The sequence below is a fragment of the Vibrio owensii genome (genome assembly GCF_002021755.1).
GTDB lineage: Bacteria > Pseudomonadota > Gammaproteobacteria > Enterobacterales > Vibrionaceae > Vibrio > Vibrio owensii.
The window spans coordinates 1,021,857-1,045,540 of record NZ_CP019960.1; the positions used below are offsets into that span (position 1 = coordinate 1,021,857).

Sequence of the window (23,684 nt, forward strand, 5' to 3'; positions counted from 1 at the left end):
CTTTTGATTTAACTTGCATTTACCATCGTGTACGTGTTTCTTCCAAGCGATTTGGACGTATATAGCGCCCTATCTGCTGTCGCGTACAATTCGGCGACATTATCCTTACCTGTTGGTTGAAATGCAAACACCCCCTGTGACACTGTCACTCTATTTGCGACGCTTGAATACGCATGAGGATAATCTAGGAAGTACATGGCTTCTTGTACACGCTCAGCTTCTTTTTCGGCGGTCTGCGCATCTGTGCTATTAAGCAAGATGACAAACTCTTCCCCTCCATAACGCCCCACATATTCACCAGAACGACAGAAGGTTGCTTTTAACTGATTCGCGATGGCTTGTAGACAGCGATCCCCCTCTATATGGCCGTAGTTATCGTTAAACGGCTTAAAGAAATCGACATCAAGAAGAATTAGCGCCATCGGCATGTGGTGACGACCGTGCCACGCAATCATGGTTTCGAGCTTCTGATCAATATAACGACGGTTGTAGAGTTTAGTCAGGCCATCTTCATTTGCTTGTTGTTGCAAACGTGAATTCATCTCTTCGAGCTGTGCGGTGGCTTGCTTTAACTCACGACGCATGTGCGCAATTCGCTGCATTGCCATTAACTTAGAGTTTAGAACAAGCTTATCAACAGGCTTAATCAAATAGTCATCACCGCCCGCTTCGATTGCTTTCGCGATCATTTCTGGCTCTTCGTGACTGCTTAAGAAGATAATTGGGATCCAGTCAGGAAATGTTTCTCTGATATGAAGTGAGACTTCGAAGCCGTTCATGTCTGGCATCGCAATATCCAGCAGCACGAGTTCAGGGTCGAAACTCTCATAGGTATTGAGGGCTTCCATCCCGCTGCCAACGGCTTTAACAATGTGACCTTGTTGTTTTAATCGGATTGCCAACTGCATTCGATCTAGCTGAACGTCATCAACTAAGAGAATGCGCATCGATGTCCCTGTCGGTTGCATAGCGCGTTCCATTCTTTTTATCAGTCTTTATTAAACATATATCATACACACGAGGTTGTTGCATTACGCGACAAATTTAGTGCTATATTTTTTTGTTGAACGGTCACGTAATCAAATAGTTCTTATGGTAGCTATTTGACGCATTTGGTATTAATATTCCCGCCTTTTGTAACTAGAGACACTTTAATCTGGTTACATTACGCACTACAAATTACGTGCGCTCTTATGTACTAACAGGACTCATGATGTCAGAAGCAACTAACAACGAAAGCAAAAAAATCGATCTAGAAGCTATTTCTCCAGAACTACGTAAAGTTATCGAATTCGATGAAGTTCCAGAGCAAATGTTCGAGATGGTTACCTCTATCCATGAAGTGTCTGAAGAAGCTGTTCGTGCATCTTGGGATGAAATGCCAGGAAGTGCACAAAACATTCTAGACAACTTCGAGCAGTTCCACGCTCTAGTTTCTGTTGGCCAAGCTTTTGCTGGTCTGAATGTAATGGAAGAATTCCCGACTCTTAACCTGCCAGAAAACATGACAGACGAAGATAAAGAAGACTACCGTGCTCAACTGCTAGACAATGTTCTACACAACTGTGTAAAAGACATGGTTAAGCAACTTAAGAAAGCACGTCGTGACCCTCTTCTTAAGCGTGAATTCAAAGAAGTTTTCGCGAAGTAATTCCGACACTTTCTTTAATAATAAAGGCCGCACCCTGCGGCCTTTTGTGTATCTACGGTTTAGAAAACTTAATGGTGCGCCAAAGCAATATCGCGTTGCGTGACACTCACACCCTTAACTTGAGCATAAACCTCATCACCGACTTTCAAATTCAGATCATCCAATGCCCACGGTGTTATCGTCGCCCACAAGTGACAATCTTCATCAAGCTTTAACGAGACAGTGATACTCTGCTTATCTTCACCAGTTGAGAGCGCTTCTATTGACGCCACCGTTGCTGGTAGTACGTTTCGAATCGATGTTGATATTGGCTTTTCTAGCGCGATGGAAACGTCGTTTGCTCGTACTTGCAGTCGGATTGGCGTATCTGGCTCCCCGTCCACTTTTTGAACCCACAGACAAGCGCTTGGGGCGAGTTTCACGCACGTTAACGCGTATTTATCGTGGTGTATCGCGATCTTGCCTTCAAACAAGCTACTGTGGTCTGAGAATGATTGCCAAGGACGCATAGCATGAGATGCCCACACTTCCTCTAATTTACCTGACGTCATGATTCTGCCTTTATCGAGAATCGACAGGTGCTGCGCTAAACGCAGGATCTCTTGCAAGCTATGGGTAACGTAGACGATAGGAATATTGACCTGCTCAGACAACTCTTCCAAAAATGGCATGACTTCACGCTTACGTGGCATATCCAATGACGCTAACGGCTCATCCATCAATAGTAGATTAGGCTTTGATAGCAAGGCTCGTGCAATGGCGACACGCTGCTTCTCACCGCCAGATAACGAGGTTGGAAAGCGTTTAAGTAGAGGCTTAATCGCTAGCAATTCTGTCACTTTATCAAAGTAATCATCGTCTTTTTCGGCTACGCCGTAGAGCAAGTTACCTTTCACGGAGTAATGTGGGAACAAGCGCGAGTCTTGGAATACATAACCGATTTTGCGTTTGTGCGTGGGTAAATTAATACCCGCATTACTATCGAAAAGAACGTGTTCACCAATCGAGACTTTACCTTGCTTTGGCGTGACCAGCCCGCTGATAACATTGATTAACGTAGTCTTCCCTGCACCTGAACGGCCAAATAACGCACTTATTCCGTTACCCGGTAACGATAAGTCGATATCAAAATCAGTTTCACCAAGTGATTGTTTAAATTGAATTTTGATGCTCATTGCTTAGCTCCCAGACGTGAAGCTGCTTTGCGATTTAACCATTCTGAAATCATTAACGTCGACAGAGCCAGGACAATAGAAATGATGCATAAGCGCGCGGCTTGCATCTCTGCTCCAGGTGTTTCTATGAAGTTGTACATCGCTAAGGGAATGGTTTGTGTCTCTCCGGGAATGTTTGAGACAAAACTGATCGTGGCACCAAACTCTCCTAAGCTGCGAGCAAAAGACAGCATAGTGCCGGTAATGATACCGGGTATCGTTAAAGGTAGCGTAATAGTTAGGAAGACTTTTAAAGGTGACGCGCCTAACGTTGACGCTGCGTGTTCGAGTTTAGGATCGACATTATCTAAGCTAAGACGAACGGAACGCACCATTAGAGGCAATGCAACAACGATACAAGCGATAACTGCGCCCTTCCAGTTGAAACTGAACACCAGACCAAAGTGTTCAAAAAGCCAGTTACCCAAAACGCCTTGGCGACCTAGCGAGATCAGCAGTAGGTAGCCGATCACTACTGGCGGTAAAACCAACGGTAAATGAATAAGGCTGTCGAGAATGGATTTGCCGATAAACTCTTTTCGTGAAAGCAACCAAGCAAGAGCGACGCCCAAAGGAATAAGCCAAACGACGGCATACGCGCCAACTTTTAGGCTTAACATTAAGGCTTGGTATTCAAGTTCTGTCACTCTGTGCCCTTTTTATTGAAAACCGTACTGCGCAAACACTTGTTTGGCATCGTCAGATTTCAAATATTCGAAGAATTGTTCTGATTGCGTCGAGTCTTTAACGATAGCCGCTGGATAGACGATATCAGCGTGGGTGTTATTGGCAAATTCACCGACCACTTTTACTTTATCTGTTAAAAGCGCATCCGTTTTGTAAACCACACCAAGTGGTGCTTCACCACGTTCAACTAATGCTAATGCGAGTCGAACGTTTTTCGCTGGCGCTACTTGTCGCTCAAGCTGTTTCCAAACCCCAAGGTTAGTAAGAGATTCTCGCGCATACATGCCCGCAGGGACCGAGACTGGGTTACCTAGTGCAAGACGATTGCCCTCTAAAGCTTGGCCCCATGCATTGGCGTCTGAAAAGTTAAATGAAGTGACAGTTGAAGCTTTAGGTGCGATAAGAACCAGACTATTACGAACCAGTTTGGTGACATTGTCACTCTTCACCGCTTTTGATTTTACCAAATAGTTCATCCACTTAGTGTTTGCAGAGATAAACACATCAGCTGGTGCGCCGTTTAGAATTTGGCGAGCGATGGATGAAGACCCGCCGTATACTGGTGTGACTTTTACGTCGTATTGTTGTTCAAATTTTTGCGCGATATCGTCAATCGCATTGGTCATTGACGAAGCCGCATAGACTTTTAAATCGGTCGTTGCGTTTGCTGCTGATGAAACGCTCAGTATTGCCGCTAGGCAAGCATGAATCTTCCATGCTTTCATAAAAACACTCCGGTGCTAGACAGGCAGAAAAAGATATTGTGGAACAACGTGTCCACTTTTATTTATGCTTCAAACAGTTAAAAACTGGATTTATTTGAACAGAAAGTCAAGATTCATATGTTGTTCTATCGCATCCGCAATGCGATTAATGCCCTGCTCTTTTAACTCTTCAAAGTCTTGTTGTTTGATTTGAGTACCGTTTACCCACTCCGAGACCAAGCTCAACACGTCTGCCTCATCGAAGAACCCGTGTAGGTAGGTTCCCATAATTTGACCGCATTCACTCAGCGCTCCTTCTGCCTCCCCAGAATTTAACTTGAGAGGTTGTGCGCCCTGCACTTCACTTCTTCCTACATGGATTTCATAACCCTTCACTTTGGCTGTTTTGCCGTTTAGGAGTAAATCTGCTTGTGAATGAGTAAGCTGTTTACTGTCGGTTAGAATTGTCGTGATGTCTAACAAACCAAGACCTTCACTACGACCAGGCTGGCCTTCTACACCATTTGGATCATCAATTACGTTGCCAAGCATCTGGTAGCCACCACAGATGCCAATGACTTTACCACCCAGACGGATGTGGCGTTGAATGTCTTTATCCCAGCCTTGACTACGTAGATAATCCAAATCGTCTCGAACTGACTTAGTGCCCGGCAGGATCACGAGATCGGCTTTATCGATCTTTTCGCCTTTACCCACATAGCGAAGATTAATGTCTGGATTTAGGCGCAACACATCAAAATCGGTATGATTACTGATGCGCGTTAATACCGGTACCACAACATTGAGTTTCACTTGTGAAGACAGCTCTTGCTGTGCCGTAATGGCATCTTCCGCTTCGAGGTTTAATCCGTGAATATACGGCAATACACCGAGTACAGGCTTGCCCGTTTTCTCTTCTAGCCAATCAAGACCAGATTCAAGCAAGCTGATGTCGCCACGGAAGCGATTTATAACGAAGCCTTTAACGCGAGCTTGTTCAGATTCGGATAGTAACGCCAGTGTTCCATACAGATGGGCAAACACACCACCACGATCGATATCCGCAATAATAATGACCGGAACGTCGGCTTCTTCTGCAAAGCCCATGTTTGCGATGTCATTTTCTCTTAAATTGATTTCCGCAGGACTACCAGCGCCTTCAATCATTACGAATTCGAATTCATCTGTTAGCTTTGCGAATGAATCCAACACCGTTCCCATTGCCACTTTCTTGTAATCATGAAAGCCGACAGCGTCCATATTCGACAACGCCTTGCCTTGTAAGATGATCTGAGCGCCGGTATCGCTGTTCGGTTTAATCAACACAGGATTCATGTGAACCGTAGGCTCAACGTTGCAAGCTTGTGCCTGAACCGCTTGAGCACGCCCAATCTCACCGCCATCTTTGGTTACTGCACTGTTTAACGCCATATTCTGTGGCTTGAATGGGGCAACCTTTATCCCTTTGCGGGCTAATACCCGGCATAAACCTGCCACAAGGACGCTTTTTCCGGCATCTGAAGTTGTGCCTTGAACCATTAATGAAGGGATTGGTGATTTCATGAACGTTTAATAAGAGAAAAAAGAAGGTGAACAATCATAACGTTATCTCAGTATAGGACTCAAGAAAATGAATCGAATATGAATGTTCGAATCAGTAATGGTTCAAATAAGGTTTGTTTTAATAGCACCATCAAAAACGAACACCTATATAGAGAAACCAAATTATGAAAAACACTGTTATCGCTACTATCGCTGCACTTGCTATCGCTCCTACTGTTGCAATGGCTAAAGACCACAACCATGGCCAATCAAGCATTCAATTTAATGGTCCTGTTACCGTTGAGAAAGTCGATGCATTGATTAAAGACTCAAGCATGTTCTCTGAGAAAGACGTGGTTGTAGAAGGCAACCTACTTCGTCAAACTCGTGCCGACCAATTTATCTTTAGCGACGGCTCTGGTGAAATCATGGTTGAGCTGGACGACGACATCCGCCTAACAACGCCAATTGACCAAACGACAAAAGTACGTCTGTTTGGCGAGTTTGAAGGCGGCAGCAAGCCAGAGATTGAAGTAGAACACCTTGTTGTTATGTAATCTTGCCTTTTCGCCGCTCAATTGGGCAGCATAACATTGATCTGAAAAATCATACGCACTTTGTCCTAGTGCATTAGGTGACGGGAAACGCCTAAAATGATACTTTGTAAATCTTGGTCTGCATTTTGCAGACCTTTTTTTCGTTCGTATTATTTTCTTGCCCGGAGACACCCATGTTAGGTAAAGCTCTAAAGGTTGCTGCCTTTGGTTTGTGCGCTGTTTTGCCGCTATCTGCACATGCAAACAACTTCAACTACAACACGATGGAATTCCGCATGGGTACTAGCCCAGGTACGTTTGGTGGAGAAGTTACAACCTACTTCACCGAAAACACGCACTTTGTAGGCCGTGCCGATAGTGAGTTCAGCGGCGATTGGGACATTGCAGGTGGTATTGGTTTTAATGGTCCTGCTGGTCAGTTCGCGGATATCTTCGGCCAAATGTTGGTCCACAACATTAAAAAAGACAATGGTGATGGCGACGAATGGAAAACCGAAGTTAACATTGGCACACGTATTTGGTTTATGCAGAATGTTGAATTGCACGGTCGTATTGGCCAGTTGATCGACAACGATGATTCTAAGACCATCTACAACCTTGGTGCTCGCTTCCATTCAACACAACAACTGTCGTTGGGTGCAGATTTAAAAGACAATGGCACGTATGGTCAACAGCTTGTTCTTTCTGCGCGTTTTGCTTATTAATACCAATAAGTGATTGATTAAAATTAAAAAGCCTCTCGATTGAGAGGCTTTTTTGTTATTACGTTAAGCGCTTAACAGTAAGTTATTTGCCGCTTGGTTTGTTCTGAACGTATTTCTTAGATACATCCACAACGGCTACATCACGGAAGAAGCTACGACCTAACAAAATTGGGAACTTCATGTGACCACGTTCTGTTAACGTAAACTCGGTTTGCTCTTTCAAGTCACCGACTTGGATATAAGCCAGAACGACGGGACGCTTATCTACGTCTTCAGATGAAGATTGACGAATCTTGGCCCAACGCTCAACAGGCAGTTTGAACTCTTTGCTCGCCTTGCCATTGATGTCGATTTTGAACTGAACCCAGTCTTTACCATCACGCTCAAATGGAACCACCTCAGTCGCACTGATCGATGATGTCGTTGCGCCGGTATCAACACGACCTTTGAACGTCTGGTTGATAGCTGGAATGTGTACCCACTCTTCAGCGCCCAGAATCAACATACCATCAGGTGTTTTTTGTACCTTAGCTGGTTTTTCTGGCTTTGGTTCTGGTTTCTTCTCAGGCTTCGTTTCCGGTTTTTGTTCCGGCTTCACCTCAGGCTTTGGTTCTACTTCAGGTTTCACATCCGGTGTTTCAACCGGTTGCTCAACGACTGGTGTCTCTGGCTCAACGGGCTCAGTGGTCGTCGGTGTCGACGTACAAGCGATAAGACCGCCGCTCATCATTAGCGGCAGAATCAGTTTCCAGTTCTTCATTAACTCTCCCAATTAACGTTGAGATACTTTTTGGATAGCGTCAGCAACGTAAGGAATATGAGTTTCGGTTAAACCAGCGATGTTGATACGACCATCACCGACACCATAAATGCCATAATCTTCACGCAGTTGCGCCATTTGGTTTTCACTAAAGCCTAGCACAGTAAACATGCCTTTGTGGCTCTCAATGAAATCAAATTGATCTGTATTATGGTTGTTTCTCAATTCGTTACACAAAGTTTGACGAAGGTTTAGCAAGCGTTGCTGCATTTCGTTCAATTCTTGTTTCCAAACGGAAGTCAGATTTGCATCTTGAAGAATGGTTTTCACTAATGCTGCACCGTGATCTGGCGGCATAGTGTATGTTGAACGCGCTAACGTAAGCAGTTTGCCTTTCGCATTCGCCACATCTTTTGCATTTTTACCGATTACAATCGCTGCACCTGTACGCTCGCGGTACAGGCCAAAGTTCTTCGAACATGAAGTTGTGATCAGCATCTCTTCAACATTGTCGGCCATAAAACGAAGACCTTTTGCGTCTTCTTCTAGACCGTCACCAAAACCTTGGTAAGCAATATCTACAAACGGAGTAAAACCGTTCTTTTGTGAAAGCTCAGTAATCGCTTGCCATGCCGAGAAGTCAATGTCTGCACCCGTTGGGTTGTGGCAGCAACCATGCAGAAGAACCACGTCAGAAGGACCTGCTTTAGAAAGGTCTTCGAGCATTTTCGCAGTATCAACTTGCTTGGTTTCTGGAGAGAAGTAATGGTAGAACTTCACTTTAAGTCCAGCCGCTTCCATCACTGGCTTGTGGTTTACGTAGCTTGGGTTTGAAATCCAAACCGTTGTATCTGGTTGTGCAACCTTCATTAGGTCACCCAGCATACGCAACGCACCACTCGCACCAGGCGTTTGAATCGCAGCCACGCGATCTGTTGCTGACGTGCCAGTCAGAAGCAAATCGATCATGCTTTGGTTGAATTCTTCACAGCCGGCAAGGCCAACGTAAGACTTGGTCTTCTGGTTTTCGACAACCACTTCTTGAGCCATTTGAATGGCTTTCATGATTGGCGTTTCACCAGCGCTGTTTTTGTATACGCCAATACCAAGGTCAACCTTGTTTGGACGTTCGTCGCCGCGGTATGCGACGGAAAGAGACAAAATGGGATCTAATACGGGAGTTGGTAGATTAGAAAACATGAAAGTCATAACCCTTTGAAATTCAAGTATCGAACCTCACGGTAACACTTTCGCTAACAATGGCGAAATGATTTTTTACTCATTTCACCAATTAGAGTACAAAATTCTGGTGACTGCGGAATTTTATGAACTCAATCGGTCACAAAAAGAACGATTCACTCATCGTAATTGATATCGAGTTTGCCATTTTTTCTGAACTCACGAGGGGTCATTGACGACCATGCTTTGAACCGAGTACTAAAGTTTGCACCAGTTGGATAACCAACTATTTCACCAATATGTTGAATGGACCACTCAGTCGATCTCAGTAAACGGGCTGCGTATTCCATTCGCATACGAGTTAAGTGTGCCATTGGGCTTCGCCCAAACTGTTGTTGCGTCAGGCGATGTAAGTGAGGCTCCGAACAAGGATAAAGTGCGGCAAGTTGCTCTACTGTCCAATCTTTATGGAGTTGTCGTTGAACCAAATCGAATACACGGCGCAGTTTTAATTGGTTTCTTGAAAGTGCGTCAGAATGCGGCATGTTAAGCATAAGTTCTAGCTGAGCAACGCTATGCGCCCCTACTTCACCACCATAATCTATGGGCAAATTGATGCTACGCAATAGGGTTTGAATACAGGAATACATCACCTCTGGCGCAGGAGTTAGTTGATAGTCGATATCGTCATTCACCATATCCCACTCTTTATATTGGGAAAGAAACACCCATGCGATTTGCCATGTCTCGTCTTCCATCCCAAAGCCATTTTCAATGCCTGCTGGCACGATCACTAACGATCCTGGCTCAAGTTCATAACGACAAGCTCCGCTCTCTAACCAGCCTTTGCCACGAACCGTGTACAGCAACATGTGTTTCTTCTGGTTTTTGCGATAAACCGAAAAGAAATCTCGGCAAGTCGCGATGCCGCATTGGACGATCCCTCTCTCTTCGAGGGCAAGTACTCGAGTGTGATCGACAAATTCTTGATAGGTCTTATCTGAAATAGCGTAGCGTTCTTGTTTTTCTTCCATGGGACGACAACTCACAAATGCACTTAAGGCAAACGTGTTTTATCAAAGCATCGATAAAGACTGGATAGTTTGACAAAACTTTTGGATGTCTTTGAAAAATACACCGCCAAATCATACGGATAAACTACTCGCATTGTTCTTAGAGGAGAAATGCGATGCTCTTAACACGTCAATACATAGACAAAGCATTTTGGAAAAAACTGATTGCGATCGGTGTACCTGTGTCACTGCAATCCATGCTGTTTTCGTTACTCGGTGCCATCGATATTTTTATGGTGAGTCAGTTAGGTGAGTCTGCAACAGCAGCGGTTGGCGTTGGTAACCGAATTTTTTTCTTTAATCTCGCCGTGGTGTTTGGGTTGTGTGGTGCAGTAACGGTTTTAGCCTCCCAGTATTATGGCTCTGGAAACCTCTCTGGCATACGTAGAACGTTAGCGCAATCTTGGTTTATTTCGCTAGTGGTGACTCTGCCATTCATCTGGCTGTATGTGGTTTATGACAAAGAGATCGTCTCTTTTATGGCGGACGATCCTGAGTATGTTGGCTATGCGAGAGAATACTTAGTCGTCACAGGTTTGAGTTTGATAGGCACAGCAGTTGTCGTTCCTATTGAGTCGGTGTTGAGATCCGTCGGTGAGGCAAAGATGCCGACTTACGTCAGTATTGCCGCTATCATGGTGAACGTTTTCCTTAATGCGGTTTTGATCTTTGGCTTACTTGGTTTTCCGCAATGGGGTGTATTTGGGGCTGCAGTCGGTACTTTTATCTCACGCTTTTTCCAAACTGTGGTGCTGGTTTACTTCTTTTGTCGTCGGTATTCACATCTGCTCCCTACTCTTTCAGATTGGCGTGAAGGCACAGTAAAGAAGTATCGAAACAAATATTTCAAAGTTTCTATGCCAATGCTGATCCACGATGCGTTGTGGACCGGCGGGTTGATTGTCTACAGCATCATTTATGGCCAATTGGGCGTAACCGAACTGGCGATTATCTCGTTTCTATCACCAATTGAAGGTGTATTGATTTCAACCTTTATGGGATTCGCTGTTGCCGCTTCTGTACTGCTGGGGAATGACATTGGAGCCGAACAATATGACCGTGTAGAGAAAACCGCGTGGTGGTATGTATTAACGAGCGCGGTATTGGCAACCATTTTGTTCTTTGCCGTCTGGATTTGCTCGCCTTTGATTTTGAATTTGTTAGAGATGAGCCCGCTCACAGACAAACAAATGGCGTTAAATGTATGTTTGGTACTCGCATTAGGCATGATACTGCGCGTGTTTAATATGGTTGGTATTGGAGGCGTATTAAAGAGTGGCGCTGATATTCGCTATAGCATTTTCATCGACACGTTTGGTCAATGGGCGATTGGTATACCGCTTACCTACTACACTGGGATGGTGCTAGGTTTACCACTGCATTGGGTGTTGATGTCCCTACTGGTCGAAGAATTAGTAAAAGGCATTCTAACGACTCACCGAATTCAGTCTAAGCGATGGATTAATAACATGGTTGATGACGACTCTAGTGTGACAGCGTAACTGAAACGTTGTGCTATTGTTGTTGAGTTAAGCTCAAAACAGAACGATTTCATCAATCAAAGCTTAAAAAGAACTCACACCAAAAGGGCACATTCGAAATATCCGAATGTGCCCTTTTTATGTTTGGCTTTTCTTGAGTTGGAACGCTTAAAGCTCAGTGAATCGATGGATGATTTGATTCGAGCTGCCTCGCCATTCTAGATTGAGGTCTCGTTTATCTTGCTCGTATTTGCCATCGATTAATGTGTCGATGTATTGCGTCACTTCACGCTGTGCATCGTCTAACTCTTCAAGCGTGTAACCTGTCCAAACCCAAATATCTTTGCCTGGACACTCTTCTCTAACGCGTTTTACAAGCTTAAGAATGTGCGGCACGTTCGCTGGATGCAAAGGGTCACCACCAGACAGAGATAAACCACGGCGTTTGATACGCGTGTCGTTTAGGTCTGCAATGATTTTGTCTTCTGCTTCTTGCGTGAAAAACACACCAGAATCCAAGCGTTGCGTCGACTGGTTATAACAGCCGCGGCACTGATGTACACAGCCCGACACAAATAGCGTGCAGCGTGTACCTGGTCCGTTAACAACGTCAATTGGATAGTATTGGTGGTAGTTCATAATCGTGCCTTGTTTTGCTGGCTAGAAAAGAAAATCAACCCACGACAGGTTGATTTTCATTATTGGGTTTGAGCTTGAGTGAACCTTACAGGTGCTTAACTCGACGCTTCACTTCTTCTTGCTTACCGAAGTTAAACGGACGTGCATCTGGGCTGCCTAGGTAGCCACAAACGCGGCGTGTAACTGACACTTTGGTTGAATCATGGTTGCCACAACTTGGGCAAGTGAAGCCTTTACTTGTACAGTCAAACTCACCGTTGTAGCCACACTCGTAACACTCATCAATTGGCGTGTTTGTACCGTAGTAAGGTACGCGGGTGTAACTGTAATCCCATACGTTTTCTAGTGCTTCAACGTTACGTTGCATGTTCGGGAACTCGCCGTAACAGATAAAGCCGCCGCTTGAAATTTCTGGGTAAGGCATCTCAAAGTCGATCTTGTCGTATGGGTTTACCTTTTTCTCTACATCTAGGTGGAAGCTGTTGGTGTAGTAACCTTTGTCTGTTACGCCTTCAATTACGCCGAACTCTTTCGCATCGATGCGGCAGAAACGGCTACATAGGTTTTCACTTGGCGTTGCGTATAGGCTGAAACCGTAACCGGTATCTTCTGCCCAACCGTTTACTGTGTCTTTCAGGTGCTTGATGATTGCTACTGCTTTTTCACGCAGCACAGCGTCATCGTAAACGTGCGCTTCTGTACCGAATAGCGCGTTAATTGTCTCGTGTACACCGATGTAACCAAGAGAAATAGACGCACGACCGTTTTTGAAGATATCTGCGATTGAGTCGTCAGCTTTCAGGCGAACACCACACGCACCTTCCATGTAAAGGATCGGAGCAACACGTGCTTTCACGTTTTCTAGACGAGTGATACGTGTTTCTAGCGCTTTACGAGCAAGACGTAGACGATCGTTAAGAAGCTCGTAGAACTTCTCTTCGCTGCCGTTTGCACGGATAGCGATACGAGGAAGGTTCAAGCTCACTACGCCTAGGTTGTTACGACCTTCGTGAATCAGCTCGCCGTTTTCTTCGTACGTACCAAGGAAGCTACGACAGCCCATAGGTGTTTTGAATGAACCCGTTACTTCCACTACTTTGTCGTAGTTAAGAATGTCTGGGTACATACGCTTAGACGCACACTCAAGCGCAAGTTGCTTGATGTCGTAGTTTGGATCTTCTGATTTGTGGTTCAGACCATCTTTGATGCCGAATACCAGTTTAGGGAATACCGCCGTTTTACGGTTCTTACCTAGACCTGCAATACGGTTCTTCAGAATAGACTTCTGGATAAGGCGTGATGCCCAGCTTGTACCAAGACCAAAACCAAACGTAACGAATGGGGTTTGACCGTTCGCGGTGTGTAGCGTGTTTACTTCGTACTCTAGAGATTGGAACGCGTCGTAACACTCTTTCTCAGTGCGTGCTTTTGCGAACTCTTCTGGCTCAGCAATGTTCCACTCTTTTGCGATCTCTAGGTGTTTCTCGTAGCTTGTGATTACGTACGGTTCTAGAACTTCATCAATACGGTTGATGGTTGTACCGCCGTAAATGTGGCTCGCTACTTGAGCAATGATCTGTGCCGTTACTGCTGTTGCAGTCGAGATTGATTTTGGCGTATCAATCTCAGCGTTACCCATTTTAAAGCCGTGCGTTAGCATGCCTTTAAGATCGATAAGCATACAGTTAAACATTGGGAAGAACGGAGCGTAATCCAAATCGTGGTAGTGAATGTCACCCACTTCGTGTGCTTGAACCACATCGCGTGGAAGGATGTGTGTCTTCGCGTAGTGTTTCGCTACGATACCTGCCAACAAGTCACGTTGAGTCGGGATTACTTTACCGTCTTTGTTCGCGTTCTCGTTGATTAGGTCTAGGTTGCTTTCTTCAATCAGACCTTCGATTTCACGAGTTAGTGCGCTTTGTTTCTCACGAGCGATGTCGCGATCGTGGCGGTATTCGATGTAAGAACGTGCTAGGGCTTTGTAAGGACCTTGCATGAGTTCATTTTCGACTAAGTCTTGAATCTCATGGATGTGAACTTCATCGTGATCCTGAAGCTGTAACTCAACTGCCAGAGCAACATTTAGTGCATAAATGGCGACATCTTTGTCTTTGTTTTCCGCTGCTGCTTCTACTGCTGCTTGAATACGATCCCTGTTAAACGGAGCTCTTGAGCCGTCACGCTTGATTACGATTGGTTTCACTTTTTCTCCTTACCCCAAAATACTCACAGACTTATCCACAAATACACTATATGGGGTTATTTCTTATTCTGATGACACAATATATTGTGGCGTATTTAACGAGAAGCACCAATTGAAAACATTGATTTTGATCAATAAAAAATGGGTAGCGAACAAGAACAAATCGATCTTATTGGCGTTGATCTCAGTTGCGAAGAAAACTGTGAAAATTGCAAAATTGGAGCGAAATCCACTTGCTTTTTTTCGAGGTCTTATAGGATAAAGGATGGAAAGGAATGCGCTAAATAATAGGAGTGCAACAGACCAAAATGCGATCACTTTTTGTTACGACGATATTACTTTTTAGTTCTCTTTCATTCGCTCAAAATTCCATCAACTTAACCAGTTGGAATATTGAATGGTTATCTATAGATGGTGGAAAAGTTTCGAGAACACCACAAGATTTTGAAAAACTGACCCACTATGTGGATAAAACACAAGCCGACATTCTTGCTTTTCAAGAAGTCGAAAGTGCTGCTGCCATCCAAAAAGCCGTTGGCAATGACTTCACTATTTATCTGTCTGATCGTGCGAACGCTTCTAATCGACATCTTCAGTTCAACGATACCAATCAATACACAGGTTTCGCGGTGCGTAATGGCGTAAACGTATTAGACAAACCAGACTTTTCTATCACACGAGGCAACAGCAAGCTCCGCTTCGCCAGCTACCTTGTTTTGAATCCAAACCAAGACAACGAGACTCACCTACTCTCTGTGCATCTAAAAGCGGGTTGCAGTGGCGCATATCGCAATAATCGCGACTGTAAGATAGTGAAACAACAAGGACAGGCACTAGCTAAGTGGATAAAAGCGCGCGAAGACAACAAACAACAATATGTGGTGCTTGGCGACTTTAACCACAATTTGGGTTATCGAGGAGATTGGTTATGGGAAGTACTATCGGACAATACCGATGCTAAGTTAGTGACCAAAAATACCAAAGCGGAATGTAAAGTGCGTTCTAATCGTAATCCGAATAAAACCCACCAATTCCGCTCGGTGATAGACCACATTATTGTGAGTGGTGATTTAAAGGCGTCGTCTGGTGTTCAAACCGTTTTCAAAACACAAGATGCGCTCGACTACAAACTGAGTGATCATTGCCCGGTATCTACGACGCTCTCTTTTTAACGTTGATACTTTCTTTAGCGATGAACCACTCTTTTAGCGGTGAATGACCCAACCATCATTGCCGCTATAAAGAGCAGAACTTGTACGTTGCCAATAAAAAGGCTGGCAACCGCAGGACCAGGACACACACCCAATAAGCCCCAACCAATACCAAACAGTGCTGCACCACCAACTAGCTTTTTGTCTATCGCTTTAGAAGTTGGACATACAATCTCATCACCAAACACAGATTCGCTTCTTGGCTTTATTAATAACAGATAAGCAGGAACGAACACCGCAAGTGCTCCGCCCATAACGAAGGCTAAGCTTGGGTCCCATGAACCGGTAATATTGAGAAAGCCGATCACTTTGGCCGGCTCAGCCATACCGGAAATCACCATACCAATACCAAAAAGCACACCAGAAAATGCAACGATGGAAATTTGCTTAATACTTTTCATTACGTCAGTTTTCATAACGACACTATTCCTTACGATATTAGCAAGACGGTCAACATAGCTGTTGCCATAAAAGTACACGTCGCGACAACAGAACGGATAGAGAAACGCCCCATTCCACAAATACCATGACCACTTGTACAACCATTACCAATACGTGTACCGACTCCAACAAGCAAACCAGCAACGACAACCAAACCAAGAGAACCGCTGTACTCAGTTGGCACGTGTGCGCCAAAGGCATAAACAGCAAACACACCGCCTAATGCCATCGCAATTAAGAACACAATTCGCCAAACGCGATCTGTATTCTCAACAGCGCCATTTAAGATCCCGCTAATTCCCGCCGTCTTACCAGTGAAAAGCATCAATATCACCGCTGATGCGCCAACCATGACGCCGCCCAAAAGCGACATCCAAGGAACTTCAAACATAACAACCTCGATATAAAGTTTGAATTATTGCTTACAGAAAACTTGGTTAAACGCTTCGATCAGCGGAGCGACTCTTCCATCAGAAATCGAATAAAACACCTGCTGAGACACCTTTCGAGCTTTGATGATGTCGTGTTTTCTCAATACGGTGAGGTGTTGTGAAAAGGCTGATTGGCTTAATGTTGAGCCTTCAAACAGTTCACCGACTCCTTTTTCGCCTTCAATCAGCTTGCACATCACGATTAAGCGTTCCGGATGAGCCATAATTTTAAGTAGCTCACTCGCTTCGGTCGCGCTTTGTAGCATACTGTCGCCCATTCTTATGCCCCTTCATCAATACGTTAAGTTTTATTAGATATTACTAATTAATATTATTAAGTCAATTCTAATGTAGTTAAATTAACATTAGACATGGCTAATTTATTTAAGTAAGGTGTAGGCGTTTTCGATCATTCAGTAGGAGAAATCCATGAGCAAAATCGTGATTATTGGTGGTGTTGCTGGCGGTGCATCTGCAGCAGCTCGCGCTCGTCGTCTTAGTGAAGACGCAGAAATCATTATGTTTGAACGCGGTCCATTTGTGTCATTTGCAAACTGTGGCTTGCCGTACCACATTGGTGGCGATATCCAAGAACGCAGCAAACTGCTTCTTCAAACGCCTGAAAGCTTTTTAGCGCGTTTCAATGTTGATGTTCGTGTGATGAACGAAGTGGTTTCAATTAACCGCCAAGACAAAACGGTTACGGTTAAGAGTTTGCTTGATGGCTCTGAATACCAAGAGAGCTACGACTTCCTTCTACTTAGCCCTGGTGCAGGTCCAGTTGTGCCGCCTATTCCCGGTATTGATAACCCGTTAACGCACTCACTGCGTAATATTCCAGATATGGATCGTATCATTAAGACGATCGAAACCAACAAAGTTGAACACGCTACGGTCGTTGGCGGTGGTTTTATCGGTTTGGAAATGATGGAAGCCTTCCACCAGCTTGGCGTAAAAACCACATTGGTTGAAATGGCGGATCAAGTGATGACGCCCGTTGACCGAGAAATGGCTGGCTTTGCTCATGCTGAAATTCACGAAAAAGGCATCGATCTGCGTTTAGGCGTTGCTCTATCTTCTGTTGAATACGTTGCAAACCAATCTGTCGCTAACACTGAAGCGGGTGAAGATGACACGCACCAACACCTTCAAGGAAAGCTGACGCTGTCTCTGAACAATGGAGACCAGCTTGATACTGATATCCTGATCATGGCGATTGGTGTTCGCCCTGAGACAAAACTCGCGCAAGAAGCCGGTCTTCAAATCGGCTCGCTAGGCGGTATTTACACAAACGAGTACATGCAGAGTAGCGATCCTTCTATCTATGCCGTTGGTGATGCGGTTGAAGAGAAAGACTTTGTTACTGGCGAACAAACACTTGTTCCGTTGGCCGGCCCGGCAAACCGTCAAGGTCGTATGGCAGCAGACAACATGCTTGGCCGCCAAGAAACTTATCAAGGTACACAAGGTACGGCGATCTGTAAGATCTTTGATTTGGCCGTTGCTTCTACCGGTAAAAACGAGAAGCAGCTAAAACGTGAAAACATCGCTTATGAAAAAGTGTATGTCCACACAGCAAGCCATGCGAGTTACTACCCTGGCGCAGAAACTGTGTCGTTCAAAATGTTGTTTGATCCAGCAACCGGAAAGATTTTAGGTGCGCAAGCAGTAGGTAAAGATGGCGTTGATAAACGTATCGACGTAATGGCAGTTGCTCAGCGTGCAGGTATGACGGTAGAACAGCTACAACACCTTGAGCTAGCTTACGCGCCACCTTATGGCTCAGCGAAAGATGTGATTAACCAAGCGGCTTTCGTTGCGAACAACATCATTAAAGGTGACGCAACAGCGATTCATTTTGATGAAATCGACAACCTGTCAGAAGATCAAGTGCTGCTTGATGTTCGTAATCCGGGAGAGTTGGAATCTGTCGGCTTCATTGAAGGCGCGATCAATATTCCTGTCGACCAACTACGTCAACGTATGAATGAACTGCCGAAAGACAAAGAGATCGTGATTTATTGTCAGGTCGGCTTGCGCGGTAACGTCGCTTATCGTCAACTGGTCAACTCAGGGTTCAAAGCGCGTAACCTGCTTGGCGGTTACCGTACTTACAAGTTCGCAAAAGCTTAATCTCTAATTCTGCTTAGTTAGACAAAGGGGCACGTTATGTGCCCCTTTCTACATTTCGGATTCGACTAATTGAATAATCTTGGTCGCTTTTTCGAAGTGATCGAGTTGATGAGTTTGAATCCACCAAGTCGCCGCTTCCATCAGTAACTCAGGGGTGTCATTCTTATTAGCGAAAAAGGCATAAAAGGACACGCCAACATTGTCGCCTTTCTGCTCTATTTTCTTCTTACACACTTGAATGATTTTGTCTCTTAACGCGATGTTCATTGCCTTTCCCTTTCTCTTTGCGATAGCAAAATTAACCCAAAACAAGAATAACTGTATTTATATACAGTTATTCTTGGTAAGGCAAATAAACATAATCATCTAGATGAATATTCTCGCACGAAGACCTAATACCCAAGTGCTGCTTTTGTTCGAAAATGCTGGGTCTTTGATGTACTGAATATCCGGTGTGATTTGAATGTAGTCGTTCAACTGCATGTTGTAGTATAGCTCGGCAGTGAACTGTTCAGAGTCATCCACACCATAGGCTTGCTCTAGGTTATCGTTAACATGGCTCCAATTGACCGCAAAACCTAGGTTGTTGGTTGGTTTACCTAAACCAAAGTAACCAATCCCCACCGTTAGCGAGCGATCATAAAGTGCCACATCACCTTCCGAAAAGCCGCCGCGAACAAATGGCATCAATTGCTCTGTAGCAAAATAACTTGCTGAAAAGTTAATACCCTGCCCGCTGTCTTTATTCGTGAGGTTATGTTGCGTGTCGCCGTCCAAATGCCAAGCAGTTAGGTGAACATTGTCGGTATAGATTTGGTCTTGTGAGGCCGTCCAACCCAGCTCGAACGTCGTAAACAATTTATGATCATTGAATAAGGTATCGAAGCCATCAAATGGCTCATCTGAACGCCCTTTACCATCTGCGACGCCTGCAACCATATAGAAGTTATCAGTCAGCATGTGACCGACGGCTAAGCCTAGAATCCCATCATCCGGTAGACCAATCGAGCCTCCACCAGTGCTGAATGCAAGGTTAGTAAATCCGGTCCAAGGGCTTGCCAATGCATAGGCATCAACGTAGTCAGTTGTATCTAGAAAACCCACCATGAAGGAAGTTTTGCCACCATTGAGCTTTTGTTTCCAATATAGGTTAGTTAGACGAGCCCCTTGATCACTGTATGCTGGACCAATCATCCCTGCGTAACCTAACCCATTACCGATAAAGCTAAATTCTTTCGGTGACAAATCGCTATAAGCATGTCGGTGTTCGACTTTCCAAACCAATCCGCCCGTATTGCCAGATTCAAGCCCAACAAGATTCCAACTACCATAAAAGCGAGCAACACCAGCGCTTGCTGTATCTTCACCACCACTTTGAGGGTCTGAGGCAGTTAGACCAAGGAATTGATAGTCCAGACCGAAAGTAACATTGTGTTCCTCAGCTAATGACTCACGCCATGAGCGTTTTTCTCGAGCATTTTCTGCAATAGTATTGTCCACCGTATCAGGGCTACCAAAGTTCGCCGCGTTAACCGATGATGCCATTACAAGTGAAAGAGCGATAAAACTAAGCTTTGGAACAGTTACTTTCATGTCTGGGTTCTCATTAAATTGATTTCTAGAAAGAGATTTTAATGATTCAGAGTTTTGAAAATTGCCATTAAGCGACAGCTCACTGCTTTTATGTATTTTCGATATGTACTCTTATCGATAAGGTCGGATAGAAACCTCATCCATTTGGTAGATAGTTTCTACGTTCGCAGCACCATCAGAGTATGAAACGTCTGCTTTGGTCTTTTTCACATGCAGATCCCCTTTAACCCAAATTGGTTCGTAAAGAGAAGTCAGTTTCAAACCTTTTGGATAATCAACCAATACAATCTGGTTTGCAGGTGGCGGAGGTGTATGGATACATGCGCCCATGGTTGGAACAAGGAAGAATTTTGTGACAACGTCATTGTTAAATTCTACGGGTGTAACAAAGCCAGGAATTTCATAAGTTTCCTCTGTTAGCGTTGTGTTTGGCATTGATGCCAACATACGACGATGTTCAGTAATTTCGTTGCGCTTTTTGAACAACCACTCAATGTCTAAGTCGTCAGCTTTTAAACTGTCTTCCAATTCTTTCATGGTTTGCTTTTGTTGCTCATTAAGATTTTGAGAATCGCGATATCTTGCAAGAGAGCCCAGTTCAAAAAGTTGTTGGTCTGTGAGTTTTACAAATGGGTCTTCAATCTGAGGAACATTCACCGGCAGCAATTGCTCCCAGCTTAATTGATCGGCGGATACATTTGATGAAGCCAGCAAAACTAAGCCAGCCAATAGGTACTTCTTCATACGTTCCCTTGAATAGTTCTTTGTCTTTTAGAGAAAAATTTGGGGACAACGTATGCCCCCAAACTGATTGCAGAGTTTACTACAAGGTGTTCTTGTGGATCTTGCCGTCTTTCATAATTACTTTGAATTTATCTTGGTAATCGTTAAGAACTGTGATGTCCTCCAGAGGATTTCCGTCCACCAGCACCACATCTGCATATGCACCAGGCTCTACGACGCCCAATTTACCGTATTTATATGGATTCATACCACCCGACCAACTAAGCACTTCTGCTGCGTTTGATGTCCCCATCTTCATGATTTGATAAGGAGTAAATCCGACTTTCTCCATCCAAACCATGTTGTCTGCTTGGCGTGTATTGTAAGCCGGACCAAACATATCGCCGCCAGTCACAATCAACAGGTCGTATTTACGCGCCCACTCAAACATCTGTTTCGCGCCTTCGTTGACTTTGGTCGCCTTCGCTTTTTGATCTGGACTGAAGAAGGTGATCTTTTCTGGTTCCGCAAAGGCTTCGAGAGACATCACCGCTTGTGCAGAAAGTGCCACACCCTTCTCTTTCATTCGCTTGATGGTTTCCTCAGAGATAAGGAAGTTATGCTCGATAACTTTCACGCCAGCATCAATGGCGCGATTAACCGAGCGGTCATGATAAGCGTGCGCCATGACATAAGTGCCATAATCTTCCGCGACACCCACAATCGCTTCCATTTCTTCTTTCGAGAATTGCGTCATATGGATTGGGTCAAACTCACTTGCGACACCGCCGCCAGCCATGATCTTGATTTGAGTTGCCCCAGAACGTAGGTTCTGACGCGCAGCACGACGAGCCTCTGTTTCACCATCGACGATATAACCAAAGCCGTGGCGTTCAAGATCGTCAACGCGTCCTGGTACATCATTGAAGCTGCCGGTATCTGCGTGACCGCCGGTTTGACTCAAGAAACCGCCTGCCGGAAATAGTCGCGGGCCTTCTAGCAAACCATTGTTAATGGCTTTTGCCATACCAAGAATGTTACAGCCAGCGTCTCGAGCTGTGGTAAAACCTTGGTCGAGGTACTGCATCATGGAAACGTGGGCACGAGCCCCCATTGCCATTTGATCGTAGCCATCTCGACCTACCAACATGCCTTCCTGAATACACATGTGGGAATGCATGTCGATCAAGCCAGGGATCATGGTTAAGCCTTCGCCGTTAATCGTTGTGGTTTGTTTGTCGGTTTTTATCGGTTTAGCCGAAATCTCTTTGATTAAGTTGTCGACAACCAATACGTTCTGGTTTTGCAGTAGCTTTTCATCCGTGCCATTGAAAACATCGACGTTGGTAAACAGCGTTGAGGCTGCATTGGCATTGAGGGCGAACGCACAAGATAGCGCAACTAAAGAAAGGTTCTTCTTAGAAATTGTCATTATTACACCTATGTTTTTGGATAGTTGGGGTCCATTTCCTATAACCTCCCTGTTTAAACAGCGGCGTTATGAGGGCGTCTATTTCAGTGATCACCAAAAACAACTGATCAGATAAAAATACATATGAAACAGACGACTTAAGTTAAAAACATAGAAGTCATAATGACGACTTTCAAGGTGGTTTAATTGCCTTTACACGACAACATGCGGATATTGTTATAGAAATGTGAGTTGAGACGAAAACCTCCGATTATTCAGAGGTTTTATGTGTAACTCATTATGACAAGGATTGACGGTACGCTTTAGGCGTGAGATTCATCATTCGCTTAAACGCACGGGTGAAATGAGCAGAATCGGAGTAACCTGTTTTGAGCGCAATATGCGTGATACTTAGGTCTCGGTCAGCTAGTAGGTCTAACGTTTGTTTAAGCACCAAGCCTTCGATCACTTCTCTATACGTCGTATCCTCATTTGCTAGCCTCCTTTGTATGGTGCGAGCATTCATGTCAATCAACTCGCCAGCGAACTGGATAGAGATCTTGCCCATCGAGAGATAAGGCGTGAGTGCCCTTGCTAATGCGTCACTGAACTTATCATCCTCACCACGAAAACTTGTACTTGGCGCCGTCTGAGATGGCGTGAAAGCAATCGGCTGGTTAATCCATTCATTAGGGATTGAGATTGCAGTCACCGGTCTACCAGTAAAGAACTGCGCGCTCTTCATACCCGGCAACAGATTGAAAGGCTCAGCTTCTACATCTTGAATCCCGACTTCTGCCAATCGCCATTGGGAGCCAACAAGCTTTTTGAGCAACTCATTCATAAACATCGCGGAGAACATTTCTGCGTAGCGGAACCATTCTCTTTCTGCGTTCTGTTTTTCTCTCACTAGCCACCACTTCCCACCGCGTGATTGAACAGAAATACTCACGTTATCGGAGATTTGTTTAAGCAGTTGGGAGACATCTTCTAGGGCTGCTTTTAGCGAATGAGTTTGAGTTATTTGATTCGCAAATCTGGGAACGTAGATGTCGTGACAAAGCGTCCAAGTAAGCAAGGCAAACTTCTCTGGTGATGCGCGTTCACCTAACGTTTGGAAGACTGCTTTTAGCGCGCTCTCGGGAACAAACGCGTCAAGGGATTGGTTAGACAAGATATCCTGTGGCATTCGGGCGGATTCAAGTAATGAGTGAATATCTCCATCAAGCTCATTGAGCATAGTGGCAAAAAGCTTTACTTCTTCCGAGTGAACCAAAGGAATATCTGTATTGGGCATGCAAGCTATCATCTTAAAATACCAAGGATTATTCTAGTTTATGCACA

Annotated in this window: 24 protein-coding genes; 6 read left to right on the forward strand and 18 right to left on the reverse strand. The window is 44.7% G+C overall.

Features of this window, described 5'->3' with window-relative positions:
- Window positions 1-8: 8 nt before the first annotated feature.
- A complete protein-coding gene (locus tag A9237_RS21185) occupies window positions 9-968 on the reverse strand; it encodes a diguanylate cyclase (RefSeq protein WP_078609570.1) in 960 nt (319 codons plus the stop codon).
- A gap of 245 nt (window positions 969-1,213) precedes the next feature.
- Between A9237_RS21185 and A9237_RS21190 the strand changes: the two genes are divergently transcribed.
- Window positions 1,214-1,651 carry a DUF3069 domain-containing protein gene (locus A9237_RS21190; RefSeq protein ID WP_005435194.1) on the forward strand — a complete coding sequence of 146 codons (438 nt, stop codon included), beginning with the start codon at window positions 1,214-1,216 and terminating at the stop codon, window positions 1,649-1,651.
- Between the two features lie 68 nt (window positions 1,652-1,719).
- Here the strand turns inward: A9237_RS21190 and modC are convergent, their stop codons facing one another.
- The 4 genes from modC to A9237_RS21210 form a co-directional block, all read right to left on the reverse strand.
- Window positions 1,720-2,826 (reverse strand): molybdenum ABC transporter ATP-binding protein ModC, encoded by a 1,107-nt coding sequence (modC, locus tag A9237_RS21195; RefSeq protein WP_078609571.1) that lies wholly within the window; start codon window positions 2,824-2,826, stop codon window positions 1,720-1,722.
- The gene (gene modB, locus A9237_RS21200; protein WP_078609573.1) at window positions 2,823-3,512 is read right to left on the reverse strand and encodes a molybdate ABC transporter permease subunit; all 690 of its coding nucleotides are present in this window, start codon (window positions 3,510-3,512) and stop codon (window positions 2,823-2,825) included. The genes modC and modB overlap by 4 nt, the downstream gene beginning before the upstream one ends.
- A gap of 12 nt (window positions 3,513-3,524) precedes the next feature.
- Window positions 3,525-4,277: a molybdate ABC transporter substrate-binding protein gene (modA, locus tag A9237_RS21205; protein ID WP_078609575.1), complete on the reverse strand. Its 753-nt coding sequence runs from the start codon at window positions 4,275-4,277 to the stop codon at window positions 3,525-3,527.
- Between the two features lie 90 nt (window positions 4,278-4,367).
- Window positions 4,368-5,819, reverse strand: a complete 1,452-nt coding sequence (locus tag A9237_RS21210; protein ID WP_078609577.1) for a cobyric acid synthase — start codon at window positions 5,817-5,819, stop codon at window positions 4,368-4,370.
- 164 nt (window positions 5,820-5,983) lie between these two features.
- Here A9237_RS21210 and A9237_RS21215 point away from each other — a divergent pair, with 164 nt between their 5' ends.
- Together A9237_RS21215 and A9237_RS21220 are read left to right on the forward strand one after the other, a co-directional pair.
- A complete protein-coding gene (locus A9237_RS21215) occupies window positions 5,984-6,355 on the forward strand; it encodes a YgiW/YdeI family stress tolerance OB fold protein (RefSeq protein WP_078609578.1) in 372 nt (123 codons plus the stop codon).
- Between the two features lie 173 nt (window positions 6,356-6,528).
- Complete coding sequence (locus A9237_RS21220; protein ID WP_005435209.1) at window positions 6,529-7,059, forward strand: hypothetical protein; 531 nt, start codon at window positions 6,529-6,531, stop codon at window positions 7,057-7,059.
- 82 nt (window positions 7,060-7,141) lie between these two features.
- Here A9237_RS21220 and A9237_RS21225 read toward each other — a convergent pair whose 3' ends face one another.
- From A9237_RS21225 to A9237_RS21235, 3 genes are all read right to left on the reverse strand, one after another.
- Entirely contained in the window at window positions 7,142-7,819 is a 678-nt protein-coding gene (locus A9237_RS21225) for a putative ATP-dependent zinc protease (protein WP_009705382.1), read from the reverse strand.
- A gap of 12 nt (window positions 7,820-7,831) precedes the next feature.
- Window positions 7,832-9,019 carry an amino acid aminotransferase gene (locus A9237_RS21230; RefSeq protein ID WP_027726762.1) on the reverse strand — a complete coding sequence of 396 codons (1,188 nt, stop codon included), beginning with the start codon at window positions 9,017-9,019 and terminating at the stop codon, window positions 7,832-7,834.
- A gap of 155 nt (window positions 9,020-9,174) precedes the next feature.
- Window positions 9,175-10,032, reverse strand: coding sequence for an AraC family transcriptional regulator (locus A9237_RS21235; protein WP_039986767.1), 858 nt, complete (start codon window positions 10,030-10,032; stop codon window positions 9,175-9,177).
- A gap of 155 nt (window positions 10,033-10,187) precedes the next feature.
- Between A9237_RS21235 and A9237_RS21240 the strand changes: the two genes are divergently transcribed.
- Window positions 10,188-11,573 carry an MATE family efflux transporter gene (locus tag A9237_RS21240; RefSeq protein ID WP_078609580.1) on the forward strand — a complete coding sequence of 462 codons (1,386 nt, stop codon included), beginning with the start codon at window positions 10,188-10,190 and terminating at the stop codon, window positions 11,571-11,573.
- Between the two features lie 147 nt (window positions 11,574-11,720).
- Here A9237_RS21240 and nrdG read toward each other — a convergent pair whose 3' ends face one another.
- Together nrdG and nrdD are read right to left on the reverse strand one after the other, a co-directional pair.
- A complete protein-coding gene (gene nrdG / locus A9237_RS21245) occupies window positions 11,721-12,191 on the reverse strand; it encodes an anaerobic ribonucleoside-triphosphate reductase-activating protein (protein ID WP_005435220.1) in 471 nt (156 codons plus the stop codon).
- Window positions 12,192-12,276: 85 nt separating this feature from the next.
- Window positions 12,277-14,397 carry an anaerobic ribonucleoside-triphosphate reductase gene (gene nrdD, locus A9237_RS21250; RefSeq protein WP_005435223.1) on the reverse strand — a complete coding sequence of 707 codons (2,121 nt, stop codon included), beginning with the start codon at window positions 14,395-14,397 and terminating at the stop codon, window positions 12,277-12,279.
- Window positions 14,398-14,705: 308 nt separating this feature from the next.
- Here nrdD and A9237_RS21255 point away from each other — a divergent pair, with 308 nt between their 5' ends.
- A complete protein-coding gene (locus tag A9237_RS21255) occupies window positions 14,706-15,569 on the forward strand; it encodes an endonuclease/exonuclease/phosphatase family protein (protein WP_078609581.1) in 864 nt (287 codons plus the stop codon).
- 14 nt (window positions 15,570-15,583) lie between these two features.
- On the opposite strand, the gene A9237_RS21260 is transcribed toward A9237_RS21255, so the two are convergent.
- Genes A9237_RS21260 through A9237_RS21270 form a run of 3 tightly spaced genes read right to left on the reverse strand, consistent with a single transcriptional unit; the run spans window position 15,584 to window position 16,758 of the window.
- Window positions 15,584-16,024 carry a YeeE/YedE family protein gene (locus A9237_RS21260; protein WP_078609582.1) on the reverse strand — a complete coding sequence of 147 codons (441 nt, stop codon included), beginning with the start codon at window positions 16,022-16,024 and terminating at the stop codon, window positions 15,584-15,586.
- A 14-nt stretch (window positions 16,025-16,038) separates the two neighbouring features.
- Complete coding sequence (locus tag A9237_RS21265) at window positions 16,039-16,440, reverse strand: YeeE/YedE family protein (protein ID WP_078609583.1); 402 nt, start codon at window positions 16,438-16,440, stop codon at window positions 16,039-16,041.
- 24 nt (window positions 16,441-16,464) lie between these two features.
- Entirely contained in the window at window positions 16,465-16,758 is a 294-nt protein-coding gene (locus A9237_RS21270) for an ArsR/SmtB family transcription factor (protein WP_005435229.1), read from the reverse strand.
- A gap of 151 nt (window positions 16,759-16,909) precedes the next feature.
- Here A9237_RS21270 and A9237_RS21275 point away from each other — a divergent pair, with 151 nt between their 5' ends.
- A complete protein-coding gene (locus tag A9237_RS21275) occupies window positions 16,910-18,613 on the forward strand; it encodes an FAD-dependent oxidoreductase (RefSeq protein ID WP_078609584.1) in 1,704 nt (567 codons plus the stop codon).
- 48 nt (window positions 18,614-18,661) lie between these two features.
- On the opposite strand, the gene A9237_RS21280 is transcribed toward A9237_RS21275, so the two are convergent.
- From A9237_RS21280 to A9237_RS21300, 5 genes are all read right to left on the reverse strand, one after another.
- On the reverse strand, window positions 18,662-18,880 hold the full coding sequence (locus A9237_RS21280) for a DUF6500 family protein (protein WP_054823285.1): 219 nt from the start codon (window positions 18,878-18,880) through the stop codon (window positions 18,662-18,664).
- 99 nt (window positions 18,881-18,979) lie between these two features.
- Window positions 18,980-20,206 (reverse strand): carbohydrate porin, encoded by a 1,227-nt coding sequence (locus A9237_RS21285; RefSeq protein WP_045478079.1) that lies wholly within the window; start codon window positions 20,204-20,206, stop codon window positions 18,980-18,982.
- Between the two features lie 111 nt (window positions 20,207-20,317).
- The gene (locus A9237_RS21290) at window positions 20,318-20,950 is read right to left on the reverse strand and encodes a DUF3299 domain-containing protein (RefSeq protein ID WP_009705370.1); all 633 of its coding nucleotides are present in this window, start codon (window positions 20,948-20,950) and stop codon (window positions 20,318-20,320) included.
- Window positions 20,951-21,029: 79 nt separating this feature from the next.
- Window positions 21,030-22,361: a metal-dependent hydrolase family protein gene (locus A9237_RS21295; RefSeq protein ID WP_020196868.1), complete on the reverse strand. Its 1,332-nt coding sequence runs from the start codon at window positions 22,359-22,361 to the stop codon at window positions 21,030-21,032.
- A 277-nt stretch (window positions 22,362-22,638) separates the two neighbouring features.
- The gene (locus A9237_RS21300) at window positions 22,639-23,637 is read right to left on the reverse strand and encodes an AraC family transcriptional regulator (protein WP_078610233.1); all 999 of its coding nucleotides are present in this window, start codon (window positions 23,635-23,637) and stop codon (window positions 22,639-22,641) included.
- Window positions 23,638-23,684: the final 47 nt, after the last annotated feature.

What these genes read in the sequence shown, in the direction of transcription:
- A9237_RS21185 (WP_078609570.1), bottom strand. Translation starts at nt 968, where the DNA reads ATGCAACCGACAGGGACATCGATGCGCATTCTCTTAGTTGATGACGTT.
- A9237_RS21190 (WP_005435194.1), top strand. Translation starts at nt 1,214, where the DNA reads ATGTCAGAAGCAACTAACAACGAAAGCAAAAAAATCGATCTAGAAGCT.
- modC (WP_078609571.1), bottom strand. Translation starts at nt 2,826, where the DNA reads ATGAGCATCAAAATTCAATTTAAACAATCACTTGGTGAAACTGATTTT.
- modA (WP_078609575.1), bottom strand. Translation starts at nt 4,277, where the DNA reads ATGAAAGCATGGAAGATTCATGCTTGCCTAGCGGCAATACTGAGCGTT.
- A9237_RS21210 (WP_078609577.1), bottom strand. Translation starts at nt 5,819, where the DNA reads ATGAAATCACCAATCCCTTCATTAATGGTTCAAGGCACAACTTCAGAT.
- A9237_RS21215 (WP_078609578.1), top strand. Translation starts at nt 5,984, where the DNA reads ATGAAAAACACTGTTATCGCTACTATCGCTGCACTTGCTATCGCTCCT.
- A9237_RS21220 (WP_005435209.1), top strand. Translation starts at nt 6,529, where the DNA reads ATGTTAGGTAAAGCTCTAAAGGTTGCTGCCTTTGGTTTGTGCGCTGTT.
- A9237_RS21225 (WP_009705382.1), bottom strand. Translation starts at nt 7,819, where the DNA reads ATGAAGAACTGGAAACTGATTCTGCCGCTAATGATGAGCGGCGGTCTT.
- A9237_RS21230 (WP_027726762.1), bottom strand. Translation starts at nt 9,019, where the DNA reads ATGTTTTCTAATCTACCAACTCCCGTATTAGATCCCATTTTGTCTCTT.
- A9237_RS21235 (WP_039986767.1), bottom strand. Translation starts at nt 10,032, where the DNA reads ATGGAAGAAAAACAAGAACGCTACGCTATTTCAGATAAGACCTATCAA.
- A9237_RS21240 (WP_078609580.1), top strand. Translation starts at nt 10,188, where the DNA reads ATGCTCTTAACACGTCAATACATAGACAAAGCATTTTGGAAAAAACTG.
- nrdG (WP_005435220.1), bottom strand. Translation starts at nt 12,191, where the DNA reads ATGAACTACCACCAATACTATCCAATTGACGTTGTTAACGGACCAGGT.
- A9237_RS21255 (WP_078609581.1), top strand. Translation starts at nt 14,706, where the DNA reads ATGCGATCACTTTTTGTTACGACGATATTACTTTTTAGTTCTCTTTCA.
- A9237_RS21260 (WP_078609582.1), bottom strand. Translation starts at nt 16,024, where the DNA reads ATGAAAACTGACGTAATGAAAAGTATTAAGCAAATTTCCATCGTTGCA.
- A9237_RS21265 (WP_078609583.1), bottom strand. Translation starts at nt 16,440, where the DNA reads ATGTTTGAAGTTCCTTGGATGTCGCTTTTGGGCGGCGTCATGGTTGGC.
- A9237_RS21270 (WP_005435229.1), bottom strand. Translation starts at nt 16,758, where the DNA reads ATGGGCGACAGTATGCTACAAAGCGCGACCGAAGCGAGTGAGCTACTT.
- A9237_RS21275 (WP_078609584.1), top strand. Translation starts at nt 16,910, where the DNA reads ATGAGCAAAATCGTGATTATTGGTGGTGTTGCTGGCGGTGCATCTGCA.
- A9237_RS21280 (WP_054823285.1), bottom strand. Translation starts at nt 18,880, where the DNA reads ATGAACATCGCGTTAAGAGACAAAATCATTCAAGTGTGTAAGAAGAAA.
- A9237_RS21285 (WP_045478079.1), bottom strand. Translation starts at nt 20,206, where the DNA reads ATGAAAGTAACTGTTCCAAAGCTTAGTTTTATCGCTCTTTCACTTGTA.
- A9237_RS21290 (WP_009705370.1), bottom strand. Translation starts at nt 20,950, where the DNA reads ATGAAGAAGTACCTATTGGCTGGCTTAGTTTTGCTGGCTTCATCAAAT.
- A9237_RS21295 (WP_020196868.1), bottom strand. Translation starts at nt 22,361, where the DNA reads ATGACAATTTCTAAGAAGAACCTTTCTTTAGTTGCGCTATCTTGTGCG.
- A9237_RS21300 (WP_078610233.1), bottom strand. Translation starts at nt 23,637, where the DNA reads ATGCCCAATACAGATATTCCTTTGGTTCACTCGGAAGAAGTAAAGCTT.